Origin of the sequence: Vibrio sp. SG41-7 (assembly GCF_014164465.1) — a bacterium.
Classification (GTDB): Bacteria; Pseudomonadota; Gammaproteobacteria; order Enterobacterales; family Vibrionaceae; genus Vibrio; species Vibrio splendidus.
On the sequence record NZ_JACJFF010000044.1, the window covers coordinates 1 to 24,667 of the forward strand.

General features: G+C 43.7%; 20 protein-coding genes. 7 read left to right on the plus strand and 13 right to left on the minus strand.

Annotated elements, in window-relative coordinates:
- Positions 1–102 (plus strand): IS1 family transposase (locus H5300_RS13235; protein WP_220503464.1); only part of this gene is annotated, 102 nt, incomplete at its 5' end.
- On the opposite strand, the gene H5300_RS13240 is transcribed toward H5300_RS13235, so the two are convergent.
- From H5300_RS13240 to agaR, 3 genes are read right to left on the minus strand one after another with little or no spacing between them, the layout of a single operon-like run.
- Positions 103–510 (minus strand): SIS domain-containing protein, encoded by a 408-nt coding sequence (locus H5300_RS13240; protein WP_259397688.1) that lies wholly within the window; start codon positions 508–510, stop codon positions 103–105.
- Entirely contained in the window at positions 507–1,808 is a 1,302-nt protein-coding gene (gene kbaZ, locus H5300_RS13245; protein WP_114633704.1) for a tagatose-bisphosphate aldolase subunit KbaZ, read from the minus strand. Before kbaZ ends, H5300_RS13240 begins: the two co-directional genes overlap by 4 nt.
- Positions 1,809–1,855: 47 nt before the next feature.
- On the minus strand, positions 1,856–2,632 hold the full coding sequence (gene agaR, locus H5300_RS13250) for a transcriptional repressor AgaR (RefSeq protein ID WP_060993199.1): 777 nt from the start codon (positions 2,630–2,632) through the stop codon (positions 1,856–1,858).
- A gap of 411 nt (positions 2,633–3,043) precedes the next feature.
- Between agaR and H5300_RS13255 the strand changes: the two genes are divergently transcribed.
- The 5 genes from H5300_RS13255 to H5300_RS13275 all read left to right on the plus strand — a co-directional run bounded on the left by H5300_RS13255 (position 3,044) and on the right by H5300_RS13275 (position 10,407).
- A complete protein-coding gene (locus H5300_RS13255; RefSeq protein WP_182796149.1) occupies positions 3,044–4,600 on the plus strand; it encodes a sulfatase-like hydrolase/transferase in 1,557 nt (518 codons plus the stop codon).
- Between the two features lie 66 nt (positions 4,601–4,666).
- Positions 4,667–5,395 (plus strand): oligogalacturonate-specific porin KdgM family protein, encoded by a 729-nt coding sequence (locus H5300_RS13260; RefSeq protein ID WP_060993197.1) that lies wholly within the window; start codon positions 4,667–4,669, stop codon positions 5,393–5,395.
- Positions 5,396–5,787: 392 nt separating this feature from the next.
- Positions 5,788–6,747 carry a thioredoxin-disulfide reductase gene (gene trxB / locus H5300_RS13265; RefSeq protein WP_012603688.1) on the plus strand — a complete coding sequence of 320 codons (960 nt, stop codon included), beginning with the start codon at positions 5,788–5,790 and terminating at the stop codon, positions 6,745–6,747.
- A gap of 161 nt (positions 6,748–6,908) precedes the next feature.
- Positions 6,909–8,693, plus strand: a complete 1,785-nt coding sequence (locus H5300_RS13270) for a heme ABC transporter permease/ATP-binding protein CydD (protein WP_102455277.1) — start codon at positions 6,909–6,911, stop codon at positions 8,691–8,693.
- Positions 8,686–10,407, plus strand: a complete 1,722-nt coding sequence (locus tag H5300_RS13275; protein ID WP_182796150.1) for a heme ABC transporter ATP-binding protein/permease CydC — start codon at positions 8,686–8,688, stop codon at positions 10,405–10,407. Before H5300_RS13270 ends, H5300_RS13275 begins: the two co-directional genes overlap by 8 nt.
- 349 nt (positions 10,408–10,756) lie before the next feature.
- Here the strand turns inward: H5300_RS13275 and H5300_RS13280 are convergent, their stop codons facing one another.
- The 9 genes from H5300_RS13280 to H5300_RS13320 all read right to left on the minus strand — a co-directional run bounded on the left by H5300_RS13280 (position 10,757) and on the right by H5300_RS13320 (position 22,873).
- Complete coding sequence (locus H5300_RS13280; RefSeq protein ID WP_017083880.1) at positions 10,757–12,640, minus strand: methyl-accepting chemotaxis protein; 1,884 nt, start codon at positions 12,638–12,640, stop codon at positions 10,757–10,759.
- 298 nt (positions 12,641–12,938) lie between these two features.
- Positions 12,939–14,510 carry a BCCT family transporter gene (locus H5300_RS13285; RefSeq protein WP_004733395.1) on the minus strand — a complete coding sequence of 524 codons (1,572 nt, stop codon included), beginning with the start codon at positions 14,508–14,510 and terminating at the stop codon, positions 12,939–12,941.
- Positions 14,511–14,781: 271 nt separating this feature from the next.
- Complete coding sequence (locus H5300_RS13290; RefSeq protein ID WP_004733394.1) at positions 14,782–16,380, minus strand: BCCT family transporter; 1,599 nt, start codon at positions 16,378–16,380, stop codon at positions 14,782–14,784.
- Between the two features lie 169 nt (positions 16,381–16,549).
- A complete protein-coding gene (locus H5300_RS13295) occupies positions 16,550–17,188 on the minus strand; it encodes a response regulator transcription factor (RefSeq protein WP_004733393.1) in 639 nt (212 codons plus the stop codon).
- A complete protein-coding gene (locus H5300_RS13300) occupies positions 17,181–18,536 on the minus strand; it encodes a cache domain-containing protein (protein WP_017078693.1) in 1,356 nt (451 codons plus the stop codon). Before H5300_RS13300 ends, H5300_RS13295 begins: the two co-directional genes overlap by 8 nt.
- A gap of 104 nt (positions 18,537–18,640) precedes the next feature.
- On the minus strand, positions 18,641–19,924 hold the full coding sequence (locus tag H5300_RS13305; RefSeq protein ID WP_017083881.1) for a TRAP transporter large permease subunit: 1,284 nt from the start codon (positions 19,922–19,924) through the stop codon (positions 18,641–18,643).
- Between the two features lie 9 nt (positions 19,925–19,933).
- Positions 19,934–20,521, minus strand: coding sequence for a TRAP transporter small permease subunit (locus tag H5300_RS13310; protein ID WP_026012254.1), 588 nt, complete (start codon positions 20,519–20,521; stop codon positions 19,934–19,936).
- A gap of 211 nt (positions 20,522–20,732) precedes the next feature.
- Positions 20,733–21,827 (minus strand): TRAP transporter substrate-binding protein, encoded by a 1,095-nt coding sequence (locus tag H5300_RS13315; RefSeq protein WP_102483140.1) that lies wholly within the window; start codon positions 21,825–21,827, stop codon positions 20,733–20,735.
- Between the two features lie 653 nt (positions 21,828–22,480).
- Complete coding sequence (locus H5300_RS13320) at positions 22,481–22,873, minus strand: hypothetical protein (RefSeq protein WP_004733388.1); 393 nt, start codon at positions 22,871–22,873, stop codon at positions 22,481–22,483.
- Between the two features lie 220 nt (positions 22,874–23,093).
- Between H5300_RS13320 and H5300_RS13325 the strand changes: the two genes are divergently transcribed.
- Positions 23,094–23,909 carry a DUF2982 domain-containing protein gene (locus H5300_RS13325; protein ID WP_182796151.1) on the plus strand — a complete coding sequence of 272 codons (816 nt, stop codon included), beginning with the start codon at positions 23,094–23,096 and terminating at the stop codon, positions 23,907–23,909.
- A 103-nt stretch (positions 23,910–24,012) separates the two neighbouring features.
- Here the strand turns inward: H5300_RS13325 and H5300_RS13330 are convergent, their stop codons facing one another.
- Positions 24,013–24,666 carry an MBL fold metallo-hydrolase gene (locus H5300_RS13330; protein ID WP_004733386.1) on the minus strand — a complete coding sequence of 218 codons (654 nt, stop codon included), beginning with the start codon at positions 24,664–24,666 and terminating at the stop codon, positions 24,013–24,015.
- Position 24,667 lies beyond the last annotated feature (1 nt).

Sequence of the window (24,667 nt, forward strand, 5' to 3'; positions counted from 1 at the left end):
CGCTTAAAGAGACTCGTTCGAAAAACTATCGGTTTCTCGAGATCAGAAGAAATGCACGATAAGGTCATCGGCACCTTTATCGAACGAGAGTTTTACCATTAATCAACAGATTGGAGTCATGACCAGATTTACAGCAGCTACGCTTTCGGGGCTATTACCTGAACGGGCAAAAGAAACCAATAATGTTGGAATATCCTCTGCTAATACTTCTGCGGGGTTCGACACAATATCAGTTGTTGAAATATCCTCTACACGGCACTTCAATACACGAGATAATGTCGGAGCAATAGCTTGCCCTGCAAATGCAGAAGTACCCGCACCAGTTAATATAATTCTGCGTTCAGTATGAGTATCCCACCCCTCCATAAAAGCTGAGATCTCAACAATATTATCTCGAATTATTGAGTTAGTTTTTCTCCAGCTCATTGGTTGTTGTGTTATTTCTTTTGCTGTCCAAAAGCCGGAAAGCTGTTCTAATTCTGATACTGAGTAGCCAAGGTAATGGTTCATAATGCAATGCCTTCTTCTTTATTTTGTTTGCATGCCTTCGCATAACTACGAAGAGTTTGACGAATTTTGTCGAGTACTAATGCTTTCGGATCTGAACTTAATTGTCCTTCACGAACCGCATGAAATTGCGCAGATAAATGTTGGCTGAGTAAAGGAAGTGGGATGCCACTACGGGATAAATTATTAAACAACGTTGTTTGTGCTTGATTAATATTTTCATCTGGCCAGTAATAACGAATTCGATCACTAAAGCTGTAGCTACGAGAAAAACGTTGTTGAGCTTCATTACCTTGATAATACGGTTGCCAATATTCTGGAGAGTCACACATTTCTTTTTCGATATGCTCACGCAGATCTGAACAATGTGCTTTAGGGATAAGTTGTTCTTCGATATCACATAAATTGTATAAGGCTTCGCGTAGAGCAAAAGTCAACGCTGGTCCTACTTTCAAAATAGCGAAATGATCTTTAACAAGGGATTGATAGGCTTTATCGGTTTGATAATCCGTTGAATGAGCTTCAAACACCATGTGATCAAAATCATTCACAACTTTACTCAGTTCGGTTGCGTCTTCAGGGCGGTAATCAATCACGCCAGTGTGGTCAAACTCAACACCAGGCTGCACAACTAACCCAACAACACGTTGCCAACATTCCGCAATGTCTGCTCTTTCAAATGCAAATAGGTGTGCTTGGATCGTTTTTCGAGCAGCTTCCGGAGAAGTAACTTGGAGGGTATCTAACTCTTCTGCAGCGCCTCCAGGAACAGGGACTTCAGTGCCAATAACATAAACAAGATCACTATGGCCAAAACATGTATTTGCAGTTTTTTCTGCAATTTTAGCTAATCTTGCTGCACGTTCGGCAACAATTTCATCAGAAAGAGGGCTTGGATCATCAGAACAAGACATGCTGCAATCAAGATGGATTTTTTTGAATCCAGCAGCAACATAAGCTGCAATGAGATCGTCAGCATTTATCATGGCTTCTTTAGCCGTTAGTTTTTGCCAGCGATTAGGTCCAAGATGATCGCCACCCAAGATAAGTTTATCCACTGGAAAATGAAGTGATTGGGCTAGCTCTAAAACGAAATCTCGAAAATCAGCTGGCTTCATACCTGTATAGCCACCAAATTGATCAACTTGATTAGAAGTTGCCTCAATTAATAGCAAGGAATCATCACTTAACGCTTGAGAGAGCGCCGCTTCAATAACAAGCGGGTGTGCAGAACAAACAGAATAAATACCATTTTGTTCACCCGCTTTATGACGCTGTACAAGGTGTTGAAAGGTGTTCATTTACTAACTCCATACTGTATCTAAATGCAGCTATGGAGTTAGTTAGGTTATTTATCTTTCTCTACAATAATAACTTCAACTTTCATTTCACGAAGACCTTGTAAATATTCTTCGGGAATATCAGAATCCGTTACTAAGATATCAATATTTCCAAACTCTCTAATCATATGGCAGCTGCGCTTACCAAATTTGGTAGAATCCGCAACAGCAATGACTTGTTCTGAAATATCACACATAAGTCGATTTAAACTTGCTTCTTGTTCGTTATGTGTGGTGATACCTGACCTCAAATCAAAACCATCAACCCCAAGAAAAACCTTATCAAAACGGTAATTCTTCAGGCTTGCCTCTGCTTGAGATCCAGAGAAAGAGAGAGCCTTCTTACGAAGAACTCCACCTGACATCAATACTTCTATACCAGAAGCTGATGCTAACTCCATAGCTACATCTAGACCATTAGTCATGACTACAGCTTGCTCTAACAACTTTAAGTTAGATGCAATTTCTCGCGTAGTCGTACCTGAATCCAGAATAACGGTGTCACCATTCTCTATCAGCTGCGCTGCTGCATACCCAATGGAGGATTTCGTTCCAATATTTTGATGGCGTTTTTCATGAACCGTAAGTTCTGCAATTACGCCAGTATTTGGAATCGCCGCCCCATGAGAACGAACAACATACCCATTCTTTTCTAAAAAGCTCAGATCACTGCGAATAGTGACACTAGAGACATCAAATCGTGCAGCAAGGTCCTCTACACGTGCTTTACCATCTTGGTTCACCACGTTTACGATTTCCATGCGCCTTTCGACAGCACTAATCATTTTTTCTCGTCTCCCTAAAACCAACGAAATCTCTTTCGTTTGATTTCGAATTAACCTTACACCTAAAAATTATTCCCACAATATGGAAGTATAAAACTTTTGATCTCTTTCACATTCTTTCGTTAATTTTCGCTTTGTTTTTATCTTACGTTAATTTTCGTATTTCTTCATATATTACTCTTTGAAAGTAAAAATACCAAATAAAACGCATAGTTAATGCGACTTGCCTTTCATTTATCTTTATATCTATGGAAAAAGAAAATCACCTTTGATTAAAACGCCATCATCACTCTTAATATTTGTGATCCCTAACACAGCAAGTCATCTTTCGATCACTTACGATCCGCAAGAATTCGAAAATAAATAACCAATAACGTAACCCTACAAAAATAGAATAAGAAAGGAGACATTATGTCTATTACTCGCCGTGACATTTTAAAAGGTGTCGCAGCAACAGGAGCGCTTGCAGCAACGTCTGCAATAACTGGTTGCCAAAAAAACACAGTGCAAGATCCGATGGGCAAACTAACTAGAAAAGTTAAGCGCCCGAATCTACTGATTATTTTTCCTGATGAAATGAGAGCTCAAGCTCTTGGTTTTATGAATCAAGATCCTTCTCTTACTCCTAATTTAAATAGATTTGCTAAACAAAGTTCAGTATTAAAACAAGCAGTTTCAAACTTTCCTTTATGTACTCCATTTAGAGGAATGTTAATGACAGGGCAATACCCATATCGCAATGGTATTCAAGGAAATAGTCATACAGCAACCCCTGGGATGTTTGGTGGGAAAGACTTTGGAATTGAGTTGAAAAAAAAACAATCAACATGGTCCGATATTCTAAGCAAAGAAGGTTATAGCATGGGCTATATCGGAAAGTGGCATTTAGATACTCCAGAAGCGCCTTTCGTTCCTAGCTACAACAACCCAATGGAAGGCCGTTATTGGAATGATTGGACGGCGCCAGATCGTCGCCATGGCTTTGATTTTTGGTATTCATACGGGACTTACGATAAACATTTAACACCAATGTATTGGACGAACGATACGCCTCGGGATAAACCACTTCGTATTAATCAATGGAGTCCTGAGCATGAAGCTGATATCGCTATTAACTACCTAAGAAATGAAAATGGTGAATATAGAGATAACACGAAACCTTTTACCCTTGTTGTTTCAATGAACCCTCCTCACTCTCCTTATGATCAAGTCCCTCAAAAATATCTTGATCGATTTAACAAGAGTTCAAGAGAGCTAAACTCTCGCCCAAATGTCATATGGGATAAAGAATACCTTGACGGTTATGGGCCTGAATATTTCAAAGAATACATGGCGATGGTCAATGGTGTAGATGAACAATTTGGTCGTATTGTCGACGAACTTGATGCTTTGAATCTTACCGAAGATACCTTGGTCGTTTTCTTCTCTGATCATGGTTGCTGTATGGGCTCTAATGGAAACCCAACTAAAAATGTTCACTATGAAGAAGCGATGCGAATTCCAATGATGTTCCGCTGGCCTGGGAAAATAACACCAAAATCAGACGATCTTCTTTTCTCAGCCCCTGATATCTACCCAACACTCTTCGGGTTAATGGGCATGAACGATCTAATCCCAGATACTGTAGAAGGTAATGATTTTTCAAAAACAATAAAAGGAGAAAGTGGCGACCAAAAACCCACCTCTCAGTTTTATACCTTTATGCCTTATGGCGGACAATCTTACGGTCGACGTGGTATCCGAAACGAAAAATACACGCTTATGATTGACAGAAAAATAGGTAAACCACTGACCTATGTTCTTCATGATAACCAAGCAGATCCGTATCAAATGAAAAACATCGCAGAGCAACAATCAGAGCTAATTACTCAATTAATTCAAGATGAACTTATGCCTTGGCTTGAGCATACAGGTGACCCTTGGCGCCCAACAGAAATACCTAAAAATACCGCTAATGCTTACACCTAATTAAATCAATATAAAAAATACATTCAAGATTTAGCAGTGAAACACTAATAATAAATAGGGAATATTATGAAACAATCTTACAAAATCATTATCGCTTCTGGTTTAGCCGTATTTGCGTCTCAAGCCTTAGCAAATGACTATAAAACAACTGTGGAATACCGTCATGAATATAAAGATGGTAATAACAAACATGCAGATAGAGTAAAAATGTTCTTAGATACAGGGAAGAATATTGGGTTTGAATTAGATGCAAGGTACAACAATAAAGACGAAGATCAGATGTTTGATGAGATGAGTATGAATGGCTCTGAACTCTCTATTTTCTATTACGATAAAATTGCGGAAAATACGACGGGATTAGTTGGTTCATCACTTGACTTTAATCCTGACGGTTTAGTTTATGTTCCTTATGTTCGTGTGAACCACTCTTTTGATAACGGTTTTAGAGTACAAGCACGTTATAAATGGAAACTTTGGGATTATTCACAAACTAATAAAGCAGGCGAAAGCTATACCTCTAAAATTCAAGAAGTAGATACTTGGCTTGGCTACAACACTGGTAAATGGGATTTTCAATATGAGTTCCAAATTTGGAATGAAATGACTGATGATGCAAAACCTCAATTTGATAACGAAAGCTATGACTATTTACACAATTTCCGCATCATGTATAGTTTTGTAAATCCGGATGGCACTAAATGGCGTCCATTTGTTGAGGTTGGTAACGTAAGACAAGACAGTTACAGCGATAATCGTCAAACTCGTTATCGTGTTGGCATAAAATACACATGGTAAACGCTAATTCGAGGTTATAATTAGATTTATAGGAGGAGACTGTATGGCCTCCTCCTCTTTGAGATTTTTGCATTTCCAATGCGTGCACAACTCATTAAATAAATGACATACCTCTTGGTTTAATGCCCATATACCTTCTGGCGACATACAATGATTAGTCGCGAAAATTTCACCGAAATGAACATTTTCAACTATATATGCAGTTCTGCTGACTATCTAAGCTATTAATAATCCAACATCCCTTGATGTACCTAAGTTCCTAAAAATAGCTTATGTTCTAACCTATAACGATTAATTACACTTCAGCCCTTGTTTAACCTTTTATTGCCTCCATATTTTCCATACAATCCTAAGCGATTATAAATAAAAACAATTTCAATTTCGGAGTCCTCATGAGCGACGTAAAGCACTGTAATTTATTGATTCTTGGTTCTGGCCCTGCTGGCTATACAGCTGCAGTTTACGCTGCTCGTGCAAACCTAAACCCAGTACTAGTTACCGGTATGCAGCAAGGTGGTCAGCTTACCACCACAACAGAAGTAGAAAACTGGCCGGGTGATCCTGAAGGTTTAACGGGTCCAGCTCTAATGGATCGCATGAAAGAGCACGCAGAGCGCTTTGAAACAGAGATCCTGTTCGACCACATTAACGAAGTCGACCTATCTAACCGCCCTTTCCGTCTTAAAGGCGATTCTGGCGAGTACACTTGTGATGCGTTGATCATCTCAACGGGTGCATCAGCTAAGTACCTAGGATTAGATTCTGAAGAAGCATTCAAAGGCCGCGGCGTTTCTGCTTGTGCAACGTGTGATGGTTTCTTCTACCGCAACCAGAAAGTAGCGGTTGTTGGTGGTGGTAACACGGCTGTTGAAGAAGCACTTTACCTATCTAACATCGCGTCTGAAGTTCACCTTGTTCACCGTCGTGACACGTTCCGCGCTGAAAAGATTCTTGTGAAACGTTTAATGGACAAAGTAGAGAACGGCAACATTGTTCTTCACACTGACCGCACGCTAGACGAAGTTCTAGGCGACGACATGGGCGTAACGGGCGTTCGTATTAAAGATACTCAGTCTGATAAGACAGAAGATATCGAAGTAATGGGCGCATTCATTGCTATCGGTCACCAACCAAACACTGAAATCTTCAAAGGCCAAGTCGACATGAAAGATGACTACATCATCGTTCAGTCTGGTCTTGAAGGTAACGCGACACAAACCAGCATCCCAGGCGTGTTCGCCGCAGGTGATGTAATGGACCACAACTACCGCCAAGCAATCACTTCTGCTGGTACAGGTTGTATGGCTGCACTGGATGCTGAACGCTTCCTAGATGGCCTTAACGATAAGTAAATCTGAGATTGCAGATTTGATTATCGGTGCTCTCGCCTCAGTAGATGCAGGGCGTCATCACATTTTGTTGTAAATCCCTAGAGCCCAGTGGTATATCCACTGGGCTTTCTTTTGTATACTAGCCGCCCTCAACAAATAATAATTATCATTAAGCCTTCATAATGGATAAGAAAAAACAACGCAGCTTGAACAAGTGGCTTAAGCAACAGAGTAAGTTAGCGAAACGCTGGCTTATGATTGCGATTAGCCTTGGCGTACTTTCAAGCGTGTTCTTAATTGCTCAAGCAGCTCTTCTCGCCTCTATTCTTCACCAGCTGATCATCGAGAATGTCGATAAATCTGAACTGGTTGGTCATTTCGCAGGCTTGGCATTATCGGTCGTTGGCCGTGCTGGCTGTACATGGGGACGTGAAATCGCAGGTTATCGCTGTGGTGAACAGATCCGTGTCTATATAAGGCAACTCATCCTAGATAAACTACGTGAGTTAGGCCCTGCTTACATTAAAGGTAAACCTGCCGGTACGTGGGCAACGCTGTTGCTAGAACAAGTAGAAGACATGCAAGACTTCTTCTCTCGTTACTTACCTCAGATGTCTTTATCGGTAATGATTCCATTCATTATTTTAGTTGTGGTGTTCCCAGTAAACTGGGCAGCAGGACTGATCTTCTTGATTACGGCTCCACTGGTGCCGATGTTCATGGCACTTGTTGGTATGAAAGCGGCCGATGCCAACCGTAAAAACTTCAAAGCGCTGCAGCGTCTTTCAGGTCACTTTTACGACCGTTTGCAGTCAATGACGACTATTCGTCTATTTGACCGCACCAACGCTGAAACAGAAGTATTGAAAGGTGCATCTGAAGTGTTCAGAACGCGCACCATGGATGTGTTGAAAATCGCTTTCTTGTCTTCTGCGGTACTTGAGTTCTTCACGTCGATCTCTATCGCGATGACCGCGGTTTACTTTGGTTTCACTTACATCGGTGAGCTGAACTTTGGTCACTACGGTGCAGGCATTACGCTATTCGCTGGTTTGTTTATCCTTATCTTAGCGCCAGAGTTTTACCAACCTCTGCGTGACTTAGGTACTTTCTACCACGCGAAACAACAAGCGGTTGGCGCAGCCGAAAGTATTGTCGAGTTCCTAGAAACAGACATCACTAAGGTTAAATCAGGTAACACTCAACTCGATTCAGCTCAAGGCATCAATATTGAAGCTACCGACCTAAAAGTGTTAAGCCCGGAAGGTGTTCAATTAGTTGGTCCTATCTCGTTCGCACTGAACACTCGCCAATCGACTGCGTTAGTTGGCCCAAGTGGTGCGGGTAAAACAAGTTTGATCAATGCCATCCTTGGTTTCATGCCTTATGAAGGAAGCTTGAAAATCAATGATATTGAATTGCGTGACCTCGACTTAGCCTCTTGGCGTAAAACCATTAGCTGGGTTGGTCAAAACCCGTTACTACTGCATGGTAGCATTCGTGACAACGTCACTCTAGGTAAGCATGATATCGCTGACCAAGTTGTCGAGAATGCACTTGAGCAATCATTTGCTAGCGAGTTCGTAAACGAGCACGGCTTGGATTATATGATTTCTGATCGCTCTGGCGGCCTGTCTGTTGGTCAATCTCAGCGTTTGGCTCTGGCTCGCGCAATGATTCAAGACGGTCAGTTCTGGTTATTAGATGAACCAACAGCCAGCCTAGATACTCGTAGCGAACAGTTAGTGATGAAAGGCATCAATAGCAACATTGAAAGCCGCACTGCCCTACTTGTGACGCACCAACTCGCTCCTCTTAAATCAGTCGATAATATTCTGGTTATGCGCGATGGTGGTCTGGTTGAACAAGGTCATTACTCTCAGCTTTCGACTGCGGGTGGTTTGTTTGAAGAGATGCTGAACGCGAACTTAGCTCAACAAGATAATAAGGGTAATTTAGATGCGTGATTTACTGCCTTACCTGAAACTCTATAAAAAGCATTGGTTTGGCCTATCGCTAGGCATGCTATTGGCTTTTGCAACTCTGTCGGCTTCTATCGGCTTGTTAACGCTATCAGGCTGGTTTATTTCAGCTTCTGCGGTTGCTGGCCTTACGATTGCGCGTGAAACCTTCAACTACATGCTGCCGGGTGGTGGTGTACGTGGTTTGGCAATGAGCCGTACTGCGGGTCGTTGGGGTGAACGTGTTGTCAGCCACAATGCAACATTCAAACTGTTAACTGATTTACGTATCTTCTTCTTCAAGAAGCTGGCTCCGCTGATCCCAGGTCGTATCTCAAACCTTCGTGATGCTGACCTTCTCAACCGTTTGGTTGCTGATGTAGACGCGATGGATCACGTGTACCTGCGCTTAGTAAGCCCTGTGACGGTGGGTGTGTTTGGGATTTTCTTCCTGACTCTATTCTTGATGTGGTTCGATAGCTCACTAGGTTTAATCTTAGGTTCTATCCTTCTTATCATGCTGTTGGTTTGGCCAATCTTGTTCTACAAGCTGGGTAAGCGTAACGGCGGCGAACTGACACAGAACAAAGCGGATCTTCGTGTGACTACGCTAGATTGGATTGAAGGCTACAGCGAGCTAACTCTGTTTGGTGCTGAAGAGCGTTACCGCAATGCCATTCTAGAGACTCAACGAAAGCTGATGGCGAATCAGTTTGTGAATGCTAACCTTACCGGTATGGCTTCAGCAGCGCTAATGCTGTTCAACGGTTTGACGTTGGTTCTTATGCTTTGGCTTGCGGCTGACGGTGTGGGTGGTAATGCACCAGACCCGTTCATCGCGCTAATGGCATTCGCAACCATGGCAAGCTTCGAGCTATTAATGCCAATTGCAGGTGCGTTCCAGCATTTAGGTCAAACTCTGTCTTCTGCTCGTCGCTTGAATGAAGTGATTCTGTCAGAGCCTGAAGTTCAGTTTGCTGAAGATAAACTCGACATCAACAAGCCGCTTGATATTACGTTCTCAAACGTGACGTTCAACTACCCTGATTCTGAGCGCAGTGTTCTGAACGCTGTAGACCTAACGATTCCTGCCACACACAAGGTTGCGATTGTTGGTCAAACGGGTTCTGGTAAATCGACTCTGATTCAACTACTGACTCGCTACTGGGATCCAAAGCAAGGCCATATCTCTATCGCAGGTATTGGACTCACTCAATGGAACGAATCACAGCTTCGTGAATCAATCAGTGTCGTGAGCCAACGTGTCGATATCTTGAACGGTACTTTGCGTGACAACTTGTTGATTGCAAGACCAGAAGCAACCGATGATCACTTAGCGAACATCCTAAAAGACGTTGGCCTAGAAAAGCTGCTTGAGAACAACGCGCTTGATAGCTGGTTAGGTGACGGTGGTCGTCAACTGTCTGGTGGTGAGAAGCGCCGTATTGGTATCGCACGTGCCATTCTTCATGATGCCCCTATCCTGCTTCTAGATGAGCCGACAGAAGGCTTAGATAAGCAAACTGAACAGAGCATCATGGCGCTGTTCGAGAAGCACTTCGAAGGCAAGACGGTGATCTTCATTACGCACCGTTTGATTGGTCTGGAGTCGATGGATTCTATCGTTCTGATTGAACAAGGCGAGATTGTTGAAAACGGCTCTCATGAGAAACTGTTAAACGAAGAAGGACGTTATTTCCAACTTCGTCAGGCAATCTAGCGCCTCATAAGTTATAAAGAAAACCATTCAAAGCCCGAGTTTATACTCGGGCTTTTTTGTGTCTGTGATTCTCCTGAACTACACCCTTCTCCAATCAAACTTGGCCAGTCACTTACAATAAGTACTGACCTTGATGCCAATACCAAACAGCTTAAAAACGACAAGCGAACGACCCTGCGATGGTTAAATTTATGGAGCAATACTTCCCTACTCGTGCAGCCCTTAAAGCTAAATTCCCAGGCTATCCGAACAACTAGTTAAGGGTTCATAACTCTAACTAGCACGCACAAAAAAACCGAATGTGATATTCACATTCGGCTTTTAAATAATGCTATTACAGATTAATCACTTAAAGCTTGAAGCGGCTGATTTCGCTTTCTAGCTCGTGAGAAAGTTCAGACAGCTGAGCAGCTTGCTCTGCAGCTTGGTGCGCTTCGTCTGCTAGCTCGTTAGATACGTCACGGATTCCCTCAGTGTTACGAGTAATCTCAGACGTTACTGACGCTTGCTCTTCTGCAGCAGAAGCAATCTGTGTTGCCATGTCGCTAATGCGTTCAACAGCAGCATGGATTTGCGTTAGGCTTGCAGCCGCTGAGTTCGCGTCATCAACACTGGTTTCAGCAAGACTACGGCTATCGTTCATGATGCTAACCGCTTTGCCTGTTGTACCTTGTAGCAACTCAATAGTTTGCTGAATCTCTTGCGTTGAACCGTGTGTACGTTGGCTCAGAACTCGAACTTCATCCGCTACTACGGCGAAACCACGACCTTGTTCACCGGCACGTGCTGCTTCAATAGCGGCGTTAAGTGCAAGTAGGTTCGTTTGTTCTGCAATACCTTGAATGTTAGACAAGATAGCGTTGATGCTGTTGCCGTGCTCTTCAAGTTCTAGGATCACGTTAGTTGCGATTTGAACTTCTTGAGCAAGGTTTTGGATAGAGCTTTGAGTCTGTGTCACTTGACCAGTACCGTGCTCACACGCGCCAACCGCTTCAGATGAGTTCTGTGCAGTGTGGTCAGCGTTACCCGCGATCTCTTGTGTTGCTGCAGCCATTTCGTTAACGGCTGTTGCTACCATGTTGATCTCGTCTTGTTGCATTTGGATACGAGCACTACGTTCTTCAGCTTGAGAAGCCGTCTGACGTGCTTGGTTACCTAGCGCAGCAGATACTTCGCTTAGCTTGATCACCATGGTGTGCATGTTGCCTACAAAACGGTTGAAGTTTTCAGCAAGCTTACCAATCTCGTCATCGCTCTTAGGCTCAAGACGTTGAGTAAGGTCGCCCTCACCTGAAGCAATTTCTTCAAGTGCCGCTGAAACACGGTTCAAATCACGGAATAGGAAGCTCACTAACCAAGATACTAATACGATTACGATTAACGTAATAATGACCGCCGTTGTGATCAACTGAGTAAGTAGTGTTGAGTGGTTCGCTTCTTCTGTTGCTTTGTCCATCTGAACCGCGAAGATCCAGTTAGTGTTAGGCACCTTCGTGAAGTAAAGCAGCTTCTCTGCGCCGCGCTCTTTGATGATCTCGATGCTACCCGTACGCACTGCGTTCTCAATAATTGGCATAGAGATGTCGTTTGAAAGCTGACTTACTGGCTTCAAGCTTAGTGCTGAATCTGGGTGTGCTAGGAATGTGCCGTCAGAGGCATCAATTAGCATTGCGTTCGCATTGTCACCAACATCAAGGCTGATTACATCGTTCACTAGTTGGTCGATAAGTACGTCTGCACCCACTACACCAACAAGTTTGCCGTTATGACGCACAGGTTCTGCAATTGTTACTAGCAATGCTTTAGTGATTGCATCTTGGTAAGCAGTGGTAATGATTTGCTTACCTGCAGCGTTTGCTTCTTGGTACCAAGGACGTTGACGAGGGTCGTAACCAGCGCGATTGCGTTCAGGATGTGAACGGTACATTCCGCCTTCTGGAGTACCTAAAAAGATATCGTCAAAGCCACCCGCTACACGAGCTTGCTTAAGGAAAGGAACAACATCATCCTCTCGTGAAAAGTCATTAAATGCAGATGCGATATCGGTGCGGATATCAATCCAGTTTTTAATACCTTCAGATGCTGCTTCTGATACGCTTTCAGCTCGCAGGTATACGCCATTACGAGTCTGTTCAAATAATTGGTTTGCTGATAACCAAGTTAACGCTGTTGCCATAACGACAACAGCAGATAGGCTAGCACCTATTAACTTCTGCTTAAGTGTTAGTTTCATGTCAAAGTTTCACGAGTAGTGGGAAATCTCGCGCATACTACCCAATATCAGTATTAAATTCGAGCGATTTTATAATTTAATAACGTAATATAATTTTAAGCAAACCATTGGCTTATCGAATGTCAATTCCTTGGCTTGTCGCCAAATTTAAGGCGTTATTTTGAAGGTAATTCCATCGAAATATACTGTTCTCTAGACTGTAAAATAGATACAAAAAAGGCAGGAGAGTTTCCTCTTCTGCCTTTCTTTTTACTTTATATTCGACTTCAACCAAATGGAAAGTCGATTAACGATCAGTCTATCGCTTCTCGGTGCGCATACCCATTAGCAAGCTCACACACATCAGTAATAGAATGATGGTGAATGGCAATGCCGTAGAGATTGCGCCCGCTTGTAGAGCTTGTACTGCTTCAGTACCGCCAACCCACAATAGAGCGACAGCAATCGCACCTTCTAGGAACGCCCAGAACACACGTTGAGGTACAGGCGTATCAACTTTACCACCAGCAGTGATGCTGTCGATAACTAGAGAGCCTGAGTCAGACGACGTAATGAAGAATACTAGAACTAAGATAACCGCAATGATTGATAGCAGCGTACCGAACGGTAGAGCATCAAACATTTGGAACATCGCTAGTGATACATCAGTCAAACCATCTTGACCAAGGATACCAACGTTATTCACGATTTGGTCAATCGCCATGCCACCAAATACTGACATCCAAATGATAGTAACAGTCGTTGGAACAATCAGAACCGCTGTGATGAACTCACGAACCGTACGACCTTTAGAAACACGCGCGATAAACATACCTACGAATGGTGACCATGAAATCCACCAAGCCCAGTAGAATACCGTCCAACCGTGCATCCACGCTTCATCTTCACGACCATGAGGATTACTCAAAGGAATGATGTTTTCAACGTATGCCATAAAGGTTGTTGGGATAGAACCTAAACTCACCGCATAGCCGATTAGAGCCACTAAGATAAGCAGTAAGAAAGCAACCAACATGTTGATGTTACTGATAACTTTAACGCCGCCATCAATACCGCGAAGCACTGACACGACCGCTAATAACGTTACTACGGTAATAACAACAACTTGTAACCCTAAGCCAGCCTCGATTCCGAAGACATGTTGAATACCACTTGCTGCTTGTTGTGCACCTAAGCCCAGCGACGTCGCCAAACCAAACAGCGTTGCAAGAACCGCCAGAATATCAACAATGTGACCAGCCCAACCCCACGCTCTATCACCCAAGATTGGGTAGAAAATAGAACGAATAGAAAGAGGCAATCCCTTGTTGTAAGAGAAAAACGCAAGTGACAGTGCTACTACGCCATAAATCGCCCAAGGGTGTAGACCCCAGTGATACATGGTTGCACCTAGCGCCAACTTAGCAGCTTCTGGTGTGTTGGGTTCAACACCTAACGGGGTTTCAAACCAACCCGTGAAGTAAGCAGCGGGTTCCGCCACACTCCAGAACATTAGGCCGATACCCATACCTGCGGCAAACAGCATCGATAGCCAAGAGAAGAATGAGTAATCTGCCGTCGCATCAACACCACCAAGGCGGATTTTACCATACGGAGAAACAATTAAGCCTAAGCAGAAAACAACGAAAACATTACCCGACCAGATGAAAAGCCAATCAAACGAATTGATGATCTGGCCTTTAACGCCATCCAGAGCTGCCTTTGCTGAAGCGGTATCTGTAATCAGAATACCGATCAGGAACAAAGCAATAAGTCCTGCACTGATACCAAATACTGGGTTATGAACATCAAAACCCCATTTTTGGACGTTATCTTGACCGACAGTGTAATCCGTACTGTCGATACTGTATTTATCTATACCTTTAGTCATTATCCCTCTCTACGGAATACTAATAGGGTCTATTGACCTCGTATTCCTTACTTACCTGCGACTTAATCACAAACTCGAACATACAATCCAAGTAGTACAAGCTGTTGTCACAATAATTCAAATACTTGGATGTCTGAAGTTTAGCAGGTTAACTTATTGTTTTCAGTAAACCAGAATCGGTTCGATTAATTTTCCAACAAAATTCACGAAATCACTTAAGTATATGACGAAAAAAAGGCCGACCCTGTCGACCTTTATTCAGAAAATACTTTTAGCTCAAAGCATTTTGCTGGTTAACTAATTGATTTTCAGTTCGTAAACCTAACAATAAGCTTAGGCACATAAGCAATAATATGAACGCAAATGGTAGCGCCATTGATACCGTTCCAGCTTGCAGTGCTTGAATGGATTCTGTACCGCCAACCCACAATAGAACGGCTGCAATCGCACCGCCCATCAACGCCCAAAATACACGTTGAGGAACAGGGGCATCAACTTTACCGCCAGAAGTAATGCTGTCGATAACTAATGAGCCTGAATCTGACGAGGTGATGAAGAACACCATAATCAAACCAATCGATACTACAGAAAGCATAGAACTCATTGGTAGCGCATCATAAGTGTGGAATAGAGAAAGCGTAATATCTTGCAAACCATTCACGCCTATCTCACCCACCTTGTTCGCCACTTGATCAATCGCGATACCACCGAAAATAGCCATCCAGATGATGATTACTGTCGTTGGGATGAACAATACAGCGACGATGAATTCACGAATAGTACGACCTTTAGAGATACGAGCGATGAACATACCAACGAATGGTGACCAAGACATCCACCAAGCCCAGTAGAATACCGTCCAACCCTGCATCCAAGTTTCATCGTCACGACCATGAGGATTACTTAGAGGAATAAAGTTTTCAATGTAACCCATTAGCGCGGTTGGGATTGCTTTAATACCCGCCATACCACCAGCGATCGTCACAAAGATAAGTAAACCCAAAGCAACCAACATATTGATGTTACTCAGAACCTTTACACCACCGTTAATGCCGCGAATGACTGACATTGTTGCTAAGAAAGTAACCACTGCGATAACAACTAACTGCATGCCAATACCACCATCGGTACCAAACACATGGTTAATACCACTGGTCGCTTGTTGTGCGCCTAGGCCCAATGATGTTGCAAGGCCAAATAGTGTTGCCAATACCGCAACGATATCAACAATATGACCAAACCAACCCCAAGTTCTATCACCTAATAGTGGGTAAAAGATTGAGCGAATTGAAAGCGGTAACCCTTTATTAAATGTGAAGAAAGCGAGGGCTAGAGCAACAACAGCGTAAATCGACCAACCGTGAAGACCCCAGTTGTAGATGGTTGCACCTAATGCCAACTTAGCCGCTTCAGGAGAATAAGCTTCAACACCGAGCGGTGTTTCATACCAACCAGTAAAGTAAGCGACGGGTTCAGCTACACCCCAGAACATCAGGCCAATACCCATTCCTGCGGCGAATAACATCGACATCCAAGACAGGTTAGAGTGCTCTGCTTTGGCATCATTGCCACCAATACGTATCTTGCCATACGGGGAGACAATGAGGGCAAAACAGAAGATAACAAAGATGTTGGCTGCCCACATGAAGAAACCATCGAAGTTACCGATGACTTTCCATTTGATTCCATCCAGTGCCGCTTTTGCGGTTTCTGGATCTGCGACTAGAAGTGCAACCAAGAAGACAATGATCGCTCCTGCACTGATTCCAAATACTGGGTTGTGAACATCAAAACCCCATTTCTGAACGTTATCTTGTCCTACTGTATAATCGGTATTTTCAATACTATACCTATCTTTTACAGGCTCCATGCTTCCTCTCTAATTGGTAGCGCACAGTTTGCAACATTGCATTCTGCACCTAAATTTCGAAAAGAAGAATATCAACCTGTCGCAAAAATACTAAAAAAACCTCCAAAAAGCAGGGCTGAATTACACATTTAGTAATTAAATTACACATTTAGTGTCATTTAGCGTACGATTACTCCACAAGCCCCGAATTGACAGCGTACTTGGCAAGCTCTGCCGTAGAGTGAATATCCAGTTTATGCTTGATGTTTTGTCTGTGGGTTTCAACCGTTCGGTAACTGATATTCAAACCCTTCGCGATCTCTTTACTGCTCTCCCCTTTTGCGACTAATTTCAATACCGCTTCTTCACGCCTGCTCAATGGATTTTTCACAGATTGCGTGGGAGTAATCGGCTGAGTGAACAAATTCTGTGTCACTTTTTCACAAAAATAGGTCGAGCCTTGATTGACCGTTTTGATCGCTTGCACCATTTTTTCAGCCGAAATCTCTTTCAACATATAGCCGACTGCGCCCGATTGCATCACCTTCATGATGTATTCACGGTTGTTATGCATAGTCAGCATCAACACCTTCGCTTCTGGGTCTTCTTCTTTAATCAGATGGGTCGCATCAATGCCGTTCATGATAGGCATGCTGATATCCATCAACACCACATCAGGGCGCAGAGACTTAACGACCTCAACCGCTTCTAATCCATTACTGGCCGTACCTATCACGCTAATATCTGGCTCAAGTTCCAATCTCGCCATAAAGCCATCCAGTACCACTTGGTGATCGTCAGCGATCACAACTCGAATAACTTCACTCATTCATTAATCCCTCTAGTGTCAGTAACACTGTAATTTCCGTTCCAAGGCCAATCTCACTCATCAGCTCAAAATCACCACCAATGAATTCCACTCGCTCTCTCATGTTACGTAGACCGATCCCTCGTTTTTCCATCGCTTTATAGGTATTGAAACCGACACCGTTGTCTTGGATTAGAAGCTGTAACACGTTGCCAATTTGCTGCGCGATAACCGTTACTTTGGTCGCTTGTGCGTGTTTCTCTATGTTATTTAGGGACTCTTGCACCACTCGATATAAGGTCGTCGCGGCCTCTGATTTCAATTTTCCGGGCTGAGTGCTAAACAAGGTTTCAACCTCAATACCCGAGTGCGCCTGAAAATCCAATAACAACGAAGACAGCGCCGCTTCTAAGCCGATATCATCCAAAGAACTTGGGCGAAGTTGATGCGAGATGTGCCTCACCTCTTCGATCGCTCGCATCAATGAATGCTGCGACTTATTCAAATGCGCTTTGAGGTCTTCATTTTGTAACTTATTACCAAGTAGTTCTAAGTGGCAACGACTTGATACTAATAATTGATTAATACCGTCATGTAGCTCTCGCGCTAAATGCTTCTTCTCGTCTTCTTGGAACATCACCGTTTTATGGGCGAGCTCTTTTAAATTATTATCCGCGATTCGATGTTCATGCATGTTAATGGCCAACGTCAGCACGATAATAACCGCCACCGTCACGCTAAGAATCACCACAATCGAGAAGAACGTGGTTTCAATATTCTTGTTGATCGCAGCCTGCATCGAAGCCACTTCTTGGTGCACGTCTTCAATATACAAACCCGTGCCAATCATCCAATCCCAACGCTCTAACCAAGCGGCGTAACTCAGCTTAGAGACCACTTCCCCAGTCGAGGGCTTTTGCCACAAATACTGGTGGAATCCTCCTCCGGTTTGCGCCTCTCTTAGCAGTGCTTCTATCAGAAAATCACCATCTTCATCTTGCAATTGAAGCAGATTTTTTCCAATCAATTCCGGCTGTATCGGATGAACCAAGTTGGTTCCGTGGCGATCATATGCGAAGAAATAACCATCAGAGCCATATCTAAGTTTAGACAATATGGTTCGAACTTCTTTTTTGGCTTGCGCTTCTTTGATATCGGGGTCGTTGTAGATATGTTCGATCGCATCGAATGCGAGGTCGACCGTGTCTTTGAGGGCGTTTTCACGCGACTTGATTAAGCTGTCTCTGAAGATCTCGACCTCTTTCGCACCCAACGTCTTGGTTTGGTGTAACGAGATCCAACTTATGCTCGCCGTGACCAGTAGCAACGGGAGTAGCGTCAGCAAAATCAGCTTAGCTTTTAGAGGCATTCCTTTCCCTCACAAAAAACGGCTTACTGAACATCAATAAGCCGTTTTACTTTAGCAATTTATAGATAGCCGTTGAAACATATCATTCACATTCTTGGCTTCACTCACATTCCATAGAAAGAAGGGAAAGCGAGAAGTGATCCAAGTACGAGGATTTGAATCAGAATGAACGGCATCACGCCTCGGTAGATGTCTTTTGTGGTGACGCCTTTCGGTGCAACCCCTTTCAAATAGAACAAACTAAAACCAAATGGCGGCGTTAAGAAGGAGGTTTGTAGGTTCATCGCGATAAGGATAGCGAACCAAGTCATGTTGATGCCCATCAGTTCAGCAACAGGCGCAATGATCGGCACGATGATGAAACAGATTTCTACGAAGTCGATGAAAAAACCCAGAATCAAAATCACCAACATGGTAATGATCAAGAAGCCCCATTTTTCACCCGGCAACTGCAGCATCCACTCTTCAACTAGATAGTCACCGCCAGTATAGGTAAACGCCATCGAGAATGCCGTCGCACCAAGCAAGATAGCAAAGACCATTGCCGTGACTTTCACCGTTTCTTTGGACGCTTCATACACCATCGACCAACTGAATTGACCGTACAGCAAAGCAAGTACCAAGGCACCCGCGCCACCTAATGCAGCTGACTCTGTCGGCGTGGCAACACCCGCGAAGATAGAGCCCAATACCACAATGATCAGCGCGAGTGGCGGTACGATAGCTTTCAGTGCATTGATGACTTCTTGTTTACGACTAATTGAGTCATCACGTTCAATTGGTTGAGCCGCTTCTGGGTTAAGCTTGGCGTATATCAAGATATAAACGATATACGCGCCCACCAACATTACGCCCGGCCAAATCGCCGCTTGAAACAAGTCCCCTACTGGCACACCGAGTACATCACCTAATAAGATCAGTACGATAGAAGGCGGAATGATTTGCCCTAACGTGCCAGACGCACAAATAGTGCCGCAGGCTAAGCCTTTGTCGTAGTTGTACTTGAGCATAACTGGCAACGAGATAAGACCCATGGCAACCACAGAAGCACCTACTACGCCCGTTGAAGCCGCAAGCAGTGAACCCACGAGTACCGTCGAGATCGCAATACCACCACGAACACCACCAAACAGTCGTCCCATTGACTCAAGCAACTGCTCAGCAAGCTTGGTCTTTTGCAGAACAAGCCCCATGAAAACGAACAATGGAACGGCCATCAGCACCGTATTTTCCATGATCGATTGAATTCGATATGGCATGAAGGCGAACATTTCGATGCCTTCAGCCCAAACACCAAAGATTAACGCGATACCACCAAAGGTGAACGCGACCGGGAAGCCAAGTAAAAGTGCAAACAAGGCTACGAAAAACATTACTATTCCAATCATGTTCAGCCTCTACTTATTCTTTGTGTGAGTATTGTTTGTGTGAGTATTATTTGCATGCGTGTTATTTGCATGGATAAGGTGCGGATTAAAAATCTTGTTCAACGAATGCAGAATCAAGCCAACGCCACTGACTGCCATCAAGAAAAACGACAGTGGGATCATCGCTTTAATGATCCAACGATACGGCAAGCCACCGGGATCGCCCGACGTTTCACCCAGGTTATAACTCTCTTTGGCCACATCGATACCAAACCAAGCCACCAGCAAACAGAAAGGAAGCAGGAAGACAACGGTGCCTATTAGGTCAATAATCGCTTGTGCCTTGAAGCTGAGTTGTTCGTAAAAAACATCCACTCGCACGTGGCCACCCGCTTTGATGGCATAAGGAACACCTAATAGGAAAACAGCTGAGAATAGATGCCATTCCATTTCTTGGAAGGCGATAGACACATCGTTAAAGGCGTATCGCATCACAACGTCATACACAACGTTCGCAACAAGAAGGATAAACAACATACTGGAAAGCCATCCCAGTGCATCACCGATACGATTAAATAGGCGTTCAATATAAATTAGACTTCGCATTCCCGACTCCATGGAATTTGAAAAGACATCGCGTATTAGAGTTAGGGCAACTAAAACAAGTAGCGCTAACAAGATGCACGACGTAGAAAGGGTTCTTGGGATCTTGTTACAGGATTTATCCTGCTTAATTATTATGTTTAAAATGAACCCGCCGCTTAGTCACTCTTAGTTACCTAACAAGAACAGCTTTGGGTTCATTTAGCTTCAGTTCAACAACTGTCGATTATTTCGCTTGGCTATTTAGATAAGCTCTATGTGAAATATCCGTCCAAGAGCGCACTTGCTCTAGGTAGCTTGTTTGTGAAGCTTGGATCTCTTTCGCCAACTCATCTTTCTCAGCATGTGCAGCAAGTAGGCGATCGTTCGCTTCTTTCAGTGCCGACATGACTTCAGGCGGGAAATCTTTAACTTGTACGTCTGGGTATTCTGTTTTCATTGAAACCCAGTTCTTGCCACTTTCGTGCGTTGCTTGTGTATACATGTCGTAAGCCGCTGTACGCATTGCAACACGCAAGATTTCTTGTAGGTCTTCAGGAAGCTTGTTCCATGTACGCTTGTTCACTAGGAATTGCAGCTCTGAACCCGGCTCATGCCAACCTGTGTAGTAGTAAGGCGCAATCTTGTGGAAACCCATGCGCAAATCAAGTGATGGACCCACCCACTCTAGTGCATCGATTGTGCGACGCTCTAAAGACGTGTAAAGCTCACCAGGGGCAATGTTAGTCGGCTTAGCACCTAGCTCCGCAAGGATCTCACCAGCAAAGCCTGGGATTCGCATTTTCAGACCTTGCAGATCTTCAACGCTGTTGATCTCTTTTTGAAACCAACCACCCATCTGAATATCCGTGTTACCACCCGGGAACGACATTAGGTTGTGTGGAGAGTAAACCTGCTCCATCAACTCCATACCGCCACCGTGATAGAACCACGCGTATTGTTCTGCTGGCGTCATACCGAAAGGCATAGAAGTGAAGTAAAGAGTGTTTGGAACTTTACCTTTCCAGTAGTAAGAGCCTGAGTGACCCATGTCGTATTGACCAGACTTAACCATGTCAAAAACGCCAAGCGGTGCTTTGTGTTTGTTTGCTGAATCGATTCTGATTTGCAGTCGACCATTCGACATTTTCTCAGCCATCGCAGCCATGTTTTTGGTTGCATCACCGAAAACAGGGAAGTTTGGTCCCCATGTTTCAGCAAGCTTCAAGCGATAAACCTTATCAGCAGCTGTGGCGCCAGTGGCGACCAAAGCTAAACAAGCCGCTGCAGTAACCGCAACGTTTTTAAAAACTCGTGTGAGGGAGTTAGAAATGAGACTCATGTTCACGTCCTTTTGTTGGATTAACACTCTTTCTGTGAGTATTTTTTATGGTTCAACATAAGAGTGCACCTTGATGAGGCAACTAGATATCAGGGAGAGCACGCACGACAGGCCCACACAAACTGCGTATTAGACCAAAGGATTACGTAGAACTACGTAGGAGATAATTGAGTTATGTCGATTTTAAAGGACTTACTCCATTCATCAGGGAAATGCTTATTGATAAATACCTAAGTATTAATAATTAAATACCGTTAACAATTGATTGCCATTTCGTGATGAAGCTCTATTCACACCACAGATCAAATACGCACCTAAATGCATTCAATCCATGAGAATCAAGGTTTCAGAGAATCAGACGCCCTACTTTGGTGCTTACTGATTCGAAACATGGGACACGCGACAGACAGATGAATAACGAAAGAGATCAGCCGATTGGGAATAAGGCTTCTGGGGCTAGGTTCGAATGCTAGGTTTGAATATAAGTATGGGTTTAGGGGTTTAGGGGTTTAGGGGTTTGAGTTTGAGTTTGAGTTTGAGTTTGGGATTGGGTTCTGGTTTTGGGTTTGGGATTAACATGATCCGTCAGATACAAAAAAGCCTCGAAAATCGAGGCTTAAAAACTTTAACGAAGCGAATGTAATCCCGCGGGATTAGATAGCTTTGTAGATAACCTTGTTACCTGCAAGTTGCTCTTTCGCTACTAGGTTTTCTTCAAGAAGTTTTTTCAATGCGCCTGTTGCCCATGAAGCTGCTTTCGCGTCTTCTTGACCAGCTGCTAGGCCGATACCTTTAGGGTTAATGCCTTCAGCATTGCTAACAACGATGTCTAGAACTTGTTGTTGCTTAGGAGTCAGTGCTACTGCAACTTCTTTAGTTGCTGCTACTGCTTTCTCTACCGCTGGTTTTGCTGCTACAGTTTTTTCTGCTACAACTTTCTCTGCGACAGGCTTCGCTTTTTTCGGCGTTGCCACTGCTTTAACTACAGCCGCTTTAGTGCGTTTCTGCAGTTTAGCCTGCACCTTACGCTTATGAGCAAGTCTCATTGAATATTTCTCCAGTTCACTGCTCTTTTCGCAGTGGTGAAAATTTGAAGCGCGATTTATACCAAAAAACAGGAGCTATTTGTAGAGTGAAGCGCCGAAAGTCGACGAAAAATACCGATATTGTCTACTAGCGTCTATTATTTAATCATCGACTTATCAATTCAGGGTCATATACACTGGTTATCCATCCAGACAAAAATATGAAAACTTGGTGTTGCCTATGGACACTCGTCACCTTACAAATTTCTCTTTGCCTTCGTTCACACGTTCGTACCGTATTCTGGCCGTTGTTTTAGGCTTCGTTTGCTTGATCGTTGCTCTGTACAGTGACAATCCAAAGTTACTGATCGTGGGTGCATTTTGCATTATTGCCCTACTCGGAACTGGTTATTATTTAATGTTGCGCAGCAGAGTGATGTTCACTCTCACACCGACGCATTTTCAGCAGCATTTTTATAAAGGTGGGTGGGTTTTAAAGTGGAGTAATATTGAAAAGATTGGCCTATGTACTTACGAACAAGATGGGTGGCATCAACCTCTTCCTTGGGTTGGTATCAAGGTTAAAGATTACTCGCCCTACCTCGATTCAATTTGCCCTAAAATCACTTGCGAGTTATTGCTGAGCCAGCGAGCACTTTTGTATCTGGGCGCCAAGCAAGCGGGTAAAGAGTCAAACTTTGAAGATATGGTGCTCGACTCATCGCATTACCATGCTCGCTGCACTGAGAGCGGTTGTGTGGAACTGAACAGATATAAAGAGTCACAAAATACTGACGAGGTTATCTTCAACGATAGCCAAACACAGACTAGCCCAGATTCATCCCATGAATCGAAATCCCATAAATCGAATGCGCAAAACGCAGTGATTAAAGACTATTCAGGATTGCAGGCGATGCTTGCGAATAGGATGAAATATCAGAGGGGTTTCCACGGCTACGATATTTTCATATCAACTCAAGATTTGAATATGAGTGGAGAAGAGTTTATTGGACTTGCTCGACGCTACTTGGCGGCTGCCGGGCGTCTTTCTGATTAAAATTAAACAGGTTTAAAAATAAACTCGCACGCAATAAAAAAGCTTAGCTTTCATAGGAAAAGCTAAGCTTCATTTTCAATCGTTCTTCTATTAAATCAAAGACCTAGTACAGAGGCATTTCATCTGCTACGAATGGGTTTGATGCGCGCTCACGGCCAAATGTAGACTCAGGGCCATGACCCGGAACGAATGTTACGTCGCTGCCTAGTGGCCAAAGCTTAGTCTTGATTGAAGCAATCAGCGTGTTGAAATCACCTTGAGGGAAATCCGTACGACCAATAGCACCGTTAAATAAAACATCACCAACAAACGCCATGCGCGCTTGCTCGCTGAACAGTACAACGTGACCAGGCGTATGACCCGGAGTATGAATCACATCAATCACTTGGTTACCAAAAGTCACTTTGTCGCCCTCTTCCAACCATGTGTTTGGTTCAAAGGCTTTGCACAGTGGGAAACCAAACATCTGGCTTTGATTCTCTAGACCTTGAAGCCAAAAGTTATCGGCTTTATGCGGGCCAACAATGTTCACGTTCAAGATCTCAGCAAGCGGTACAGTGCCGCCCACATGGTCTAAGTGACCGTGCGTCAGAACCAAGTTCACCACTTTAACACCTAGCTCTTCAATGATCGCAGCCAGCTGTTGAACATCACCGCCCGGATCGACAACGATGCCTTCCATTGTCTCATCACACCACACAATTGAGCAGTTTTGAGAGAAAGAGGTAACAGGGACAACTTGATACTTGAGAGACATA

What these genes read in the sequence shown, in the direction of transcription:
- kbaZ (WP_114633704.1), bottom strand. Translation starts at nt 1,808, where the DNA reads ATGAACACCTTTCAACACCTTGTACAGCGTCATAAAGCGGGTGAACAA.
- H5300_RS13320 (WP_004733388.1), bottom strand. Translation starts at nt 22,873, where the DNA reads ATGAGACTTGCTCATAAGCGTAAGGTGCAGGCTAAACTGCAGAAACGC.
- H5300_RS13260 (WP_060993197.1), top strand. Translation starts at nt 4,667, where the DNA reads ATGAAACAATCTTACAAAATCATTATCGCTTCTGGTTTAGCCGTATTT.
- H5300_RS13315 (WP_102483140.1), bottom strand. Translation starts at nt 21,827, where the DNA reads ATGAGTCTCATTTCTAACTCCCTCACACGAGTTTTTAAAAACGTTGCG.
- H5300_RS13240 (WP_259397688.1), bottom strand. Translation starts at nt 510, where the DNA reads ATGAACCATTACCTTGGCTACTCAGTATCAGAATTAGAACAGCTTTCC.
- H5300_RS13330 (WP_004733386.1), bottom strand. Translation starts at nt 24,666, where the DNA reads ATGTCTCTCAAGTATCAAGTTGTCCCTGTTACCTCTTTCTCTCAAAAC.
- H5300_RS13310 (WP_026012254.1), bottom strand. Translation starts at nt 20,521, where the DNA reads ATGGAGTCGGGAATGCGAAGTCTAATTTATATTGAACGCCTATTTAAT.
- H5300_RS13305 (WP_017083881.1), bottom strand. Translation starts at nt 19,924, where the DNA reads ATGATTGGAATAGTAATGTTTTTCGTAGCCTTGTTTGCACTTTTACTT.
- H5300_RS13270 (WP_102455277.1), top strand. Translation starts at nt 6,909, where the DNA reads ATGGATAAGAAAAAACAACGCAGCTTGAACAAGTGGCTTAAGCAACAG.
- H5300_RS13275 (WP_182796150.1), top strand. Translation starts at nt 8,686, where the DNA reads ATGCGTGATTTACTGCCTTACCTGAAACTCTATAAAAAGCATTGGTTT.
- H5300_RS13285 (WP_004733395.1), bottom strand. Translation starts at nt 14,510, where the DNA reads ATGACTAAAGGTATAGATAAATACAGTATCGACAGTACGGATTACACT.
- trxB (WP_012603688.1), top strand. Translation starts at nt 5,788, where the DNA reads ATGAGCGACGTAAAGCACTGTAATTTATTGATTCTTGGTTCTGGCCCT.
- H5300_RS13255 (WP_182796149.1), top strand. Translation starts at nt 3,044, where the DNA reads ATGTCTATTACTCGCCGTGACATTTTAAAAGGTGTCGCAGCAACAGGA.
- H5300_RS13325 (WP_182796151.1), top strand. Translation starts at nt 23,094, where the DNA reads ATGGACACTCGTCACCTTACAAATTTCTCTTTGCCTTCGTTCACACGT.
- agaR (WP_060993199.1), bottom strand. Translation starts at nt 2,632, where the DNA reads ATGATTAGTGCTGTCGAAAGGCGCATGGAAATCGTAAACGTGGTGAAC.
- H5300_RS13290 (WP_004733394.1), bottom strand. Translation starts at nt 16,380, where the DNA reads ATGGAGCCTGTAAAAGATAGGTATAGTATTGAAAATACCGATTATACA.
- H5300_RS13295 (WP_004733393.1), bottom strand. Translation starts at nt 17,188, where the DNA reads ATGAGTGAAGTTATTCGAGTTGTGATCGCTGACGATCACCAAGTGGTA.
- H5300_RS13280 (WP_017083880.1), bottom strand. Translation starts at nt 12,640, where the DNA reads ATGAAACTAACACTTAAGCAGAAGTTAATAGGTGCTAGCCTATCTGCT.
- H5300_RS13300 (WP_017078693.1), bottom strand. Translation starts at nt 18,536, where the DNA reads ATGCCTCTAAAAGCTAAGCTGATTTTGCTGACGCTACTCCCGTTGCTA.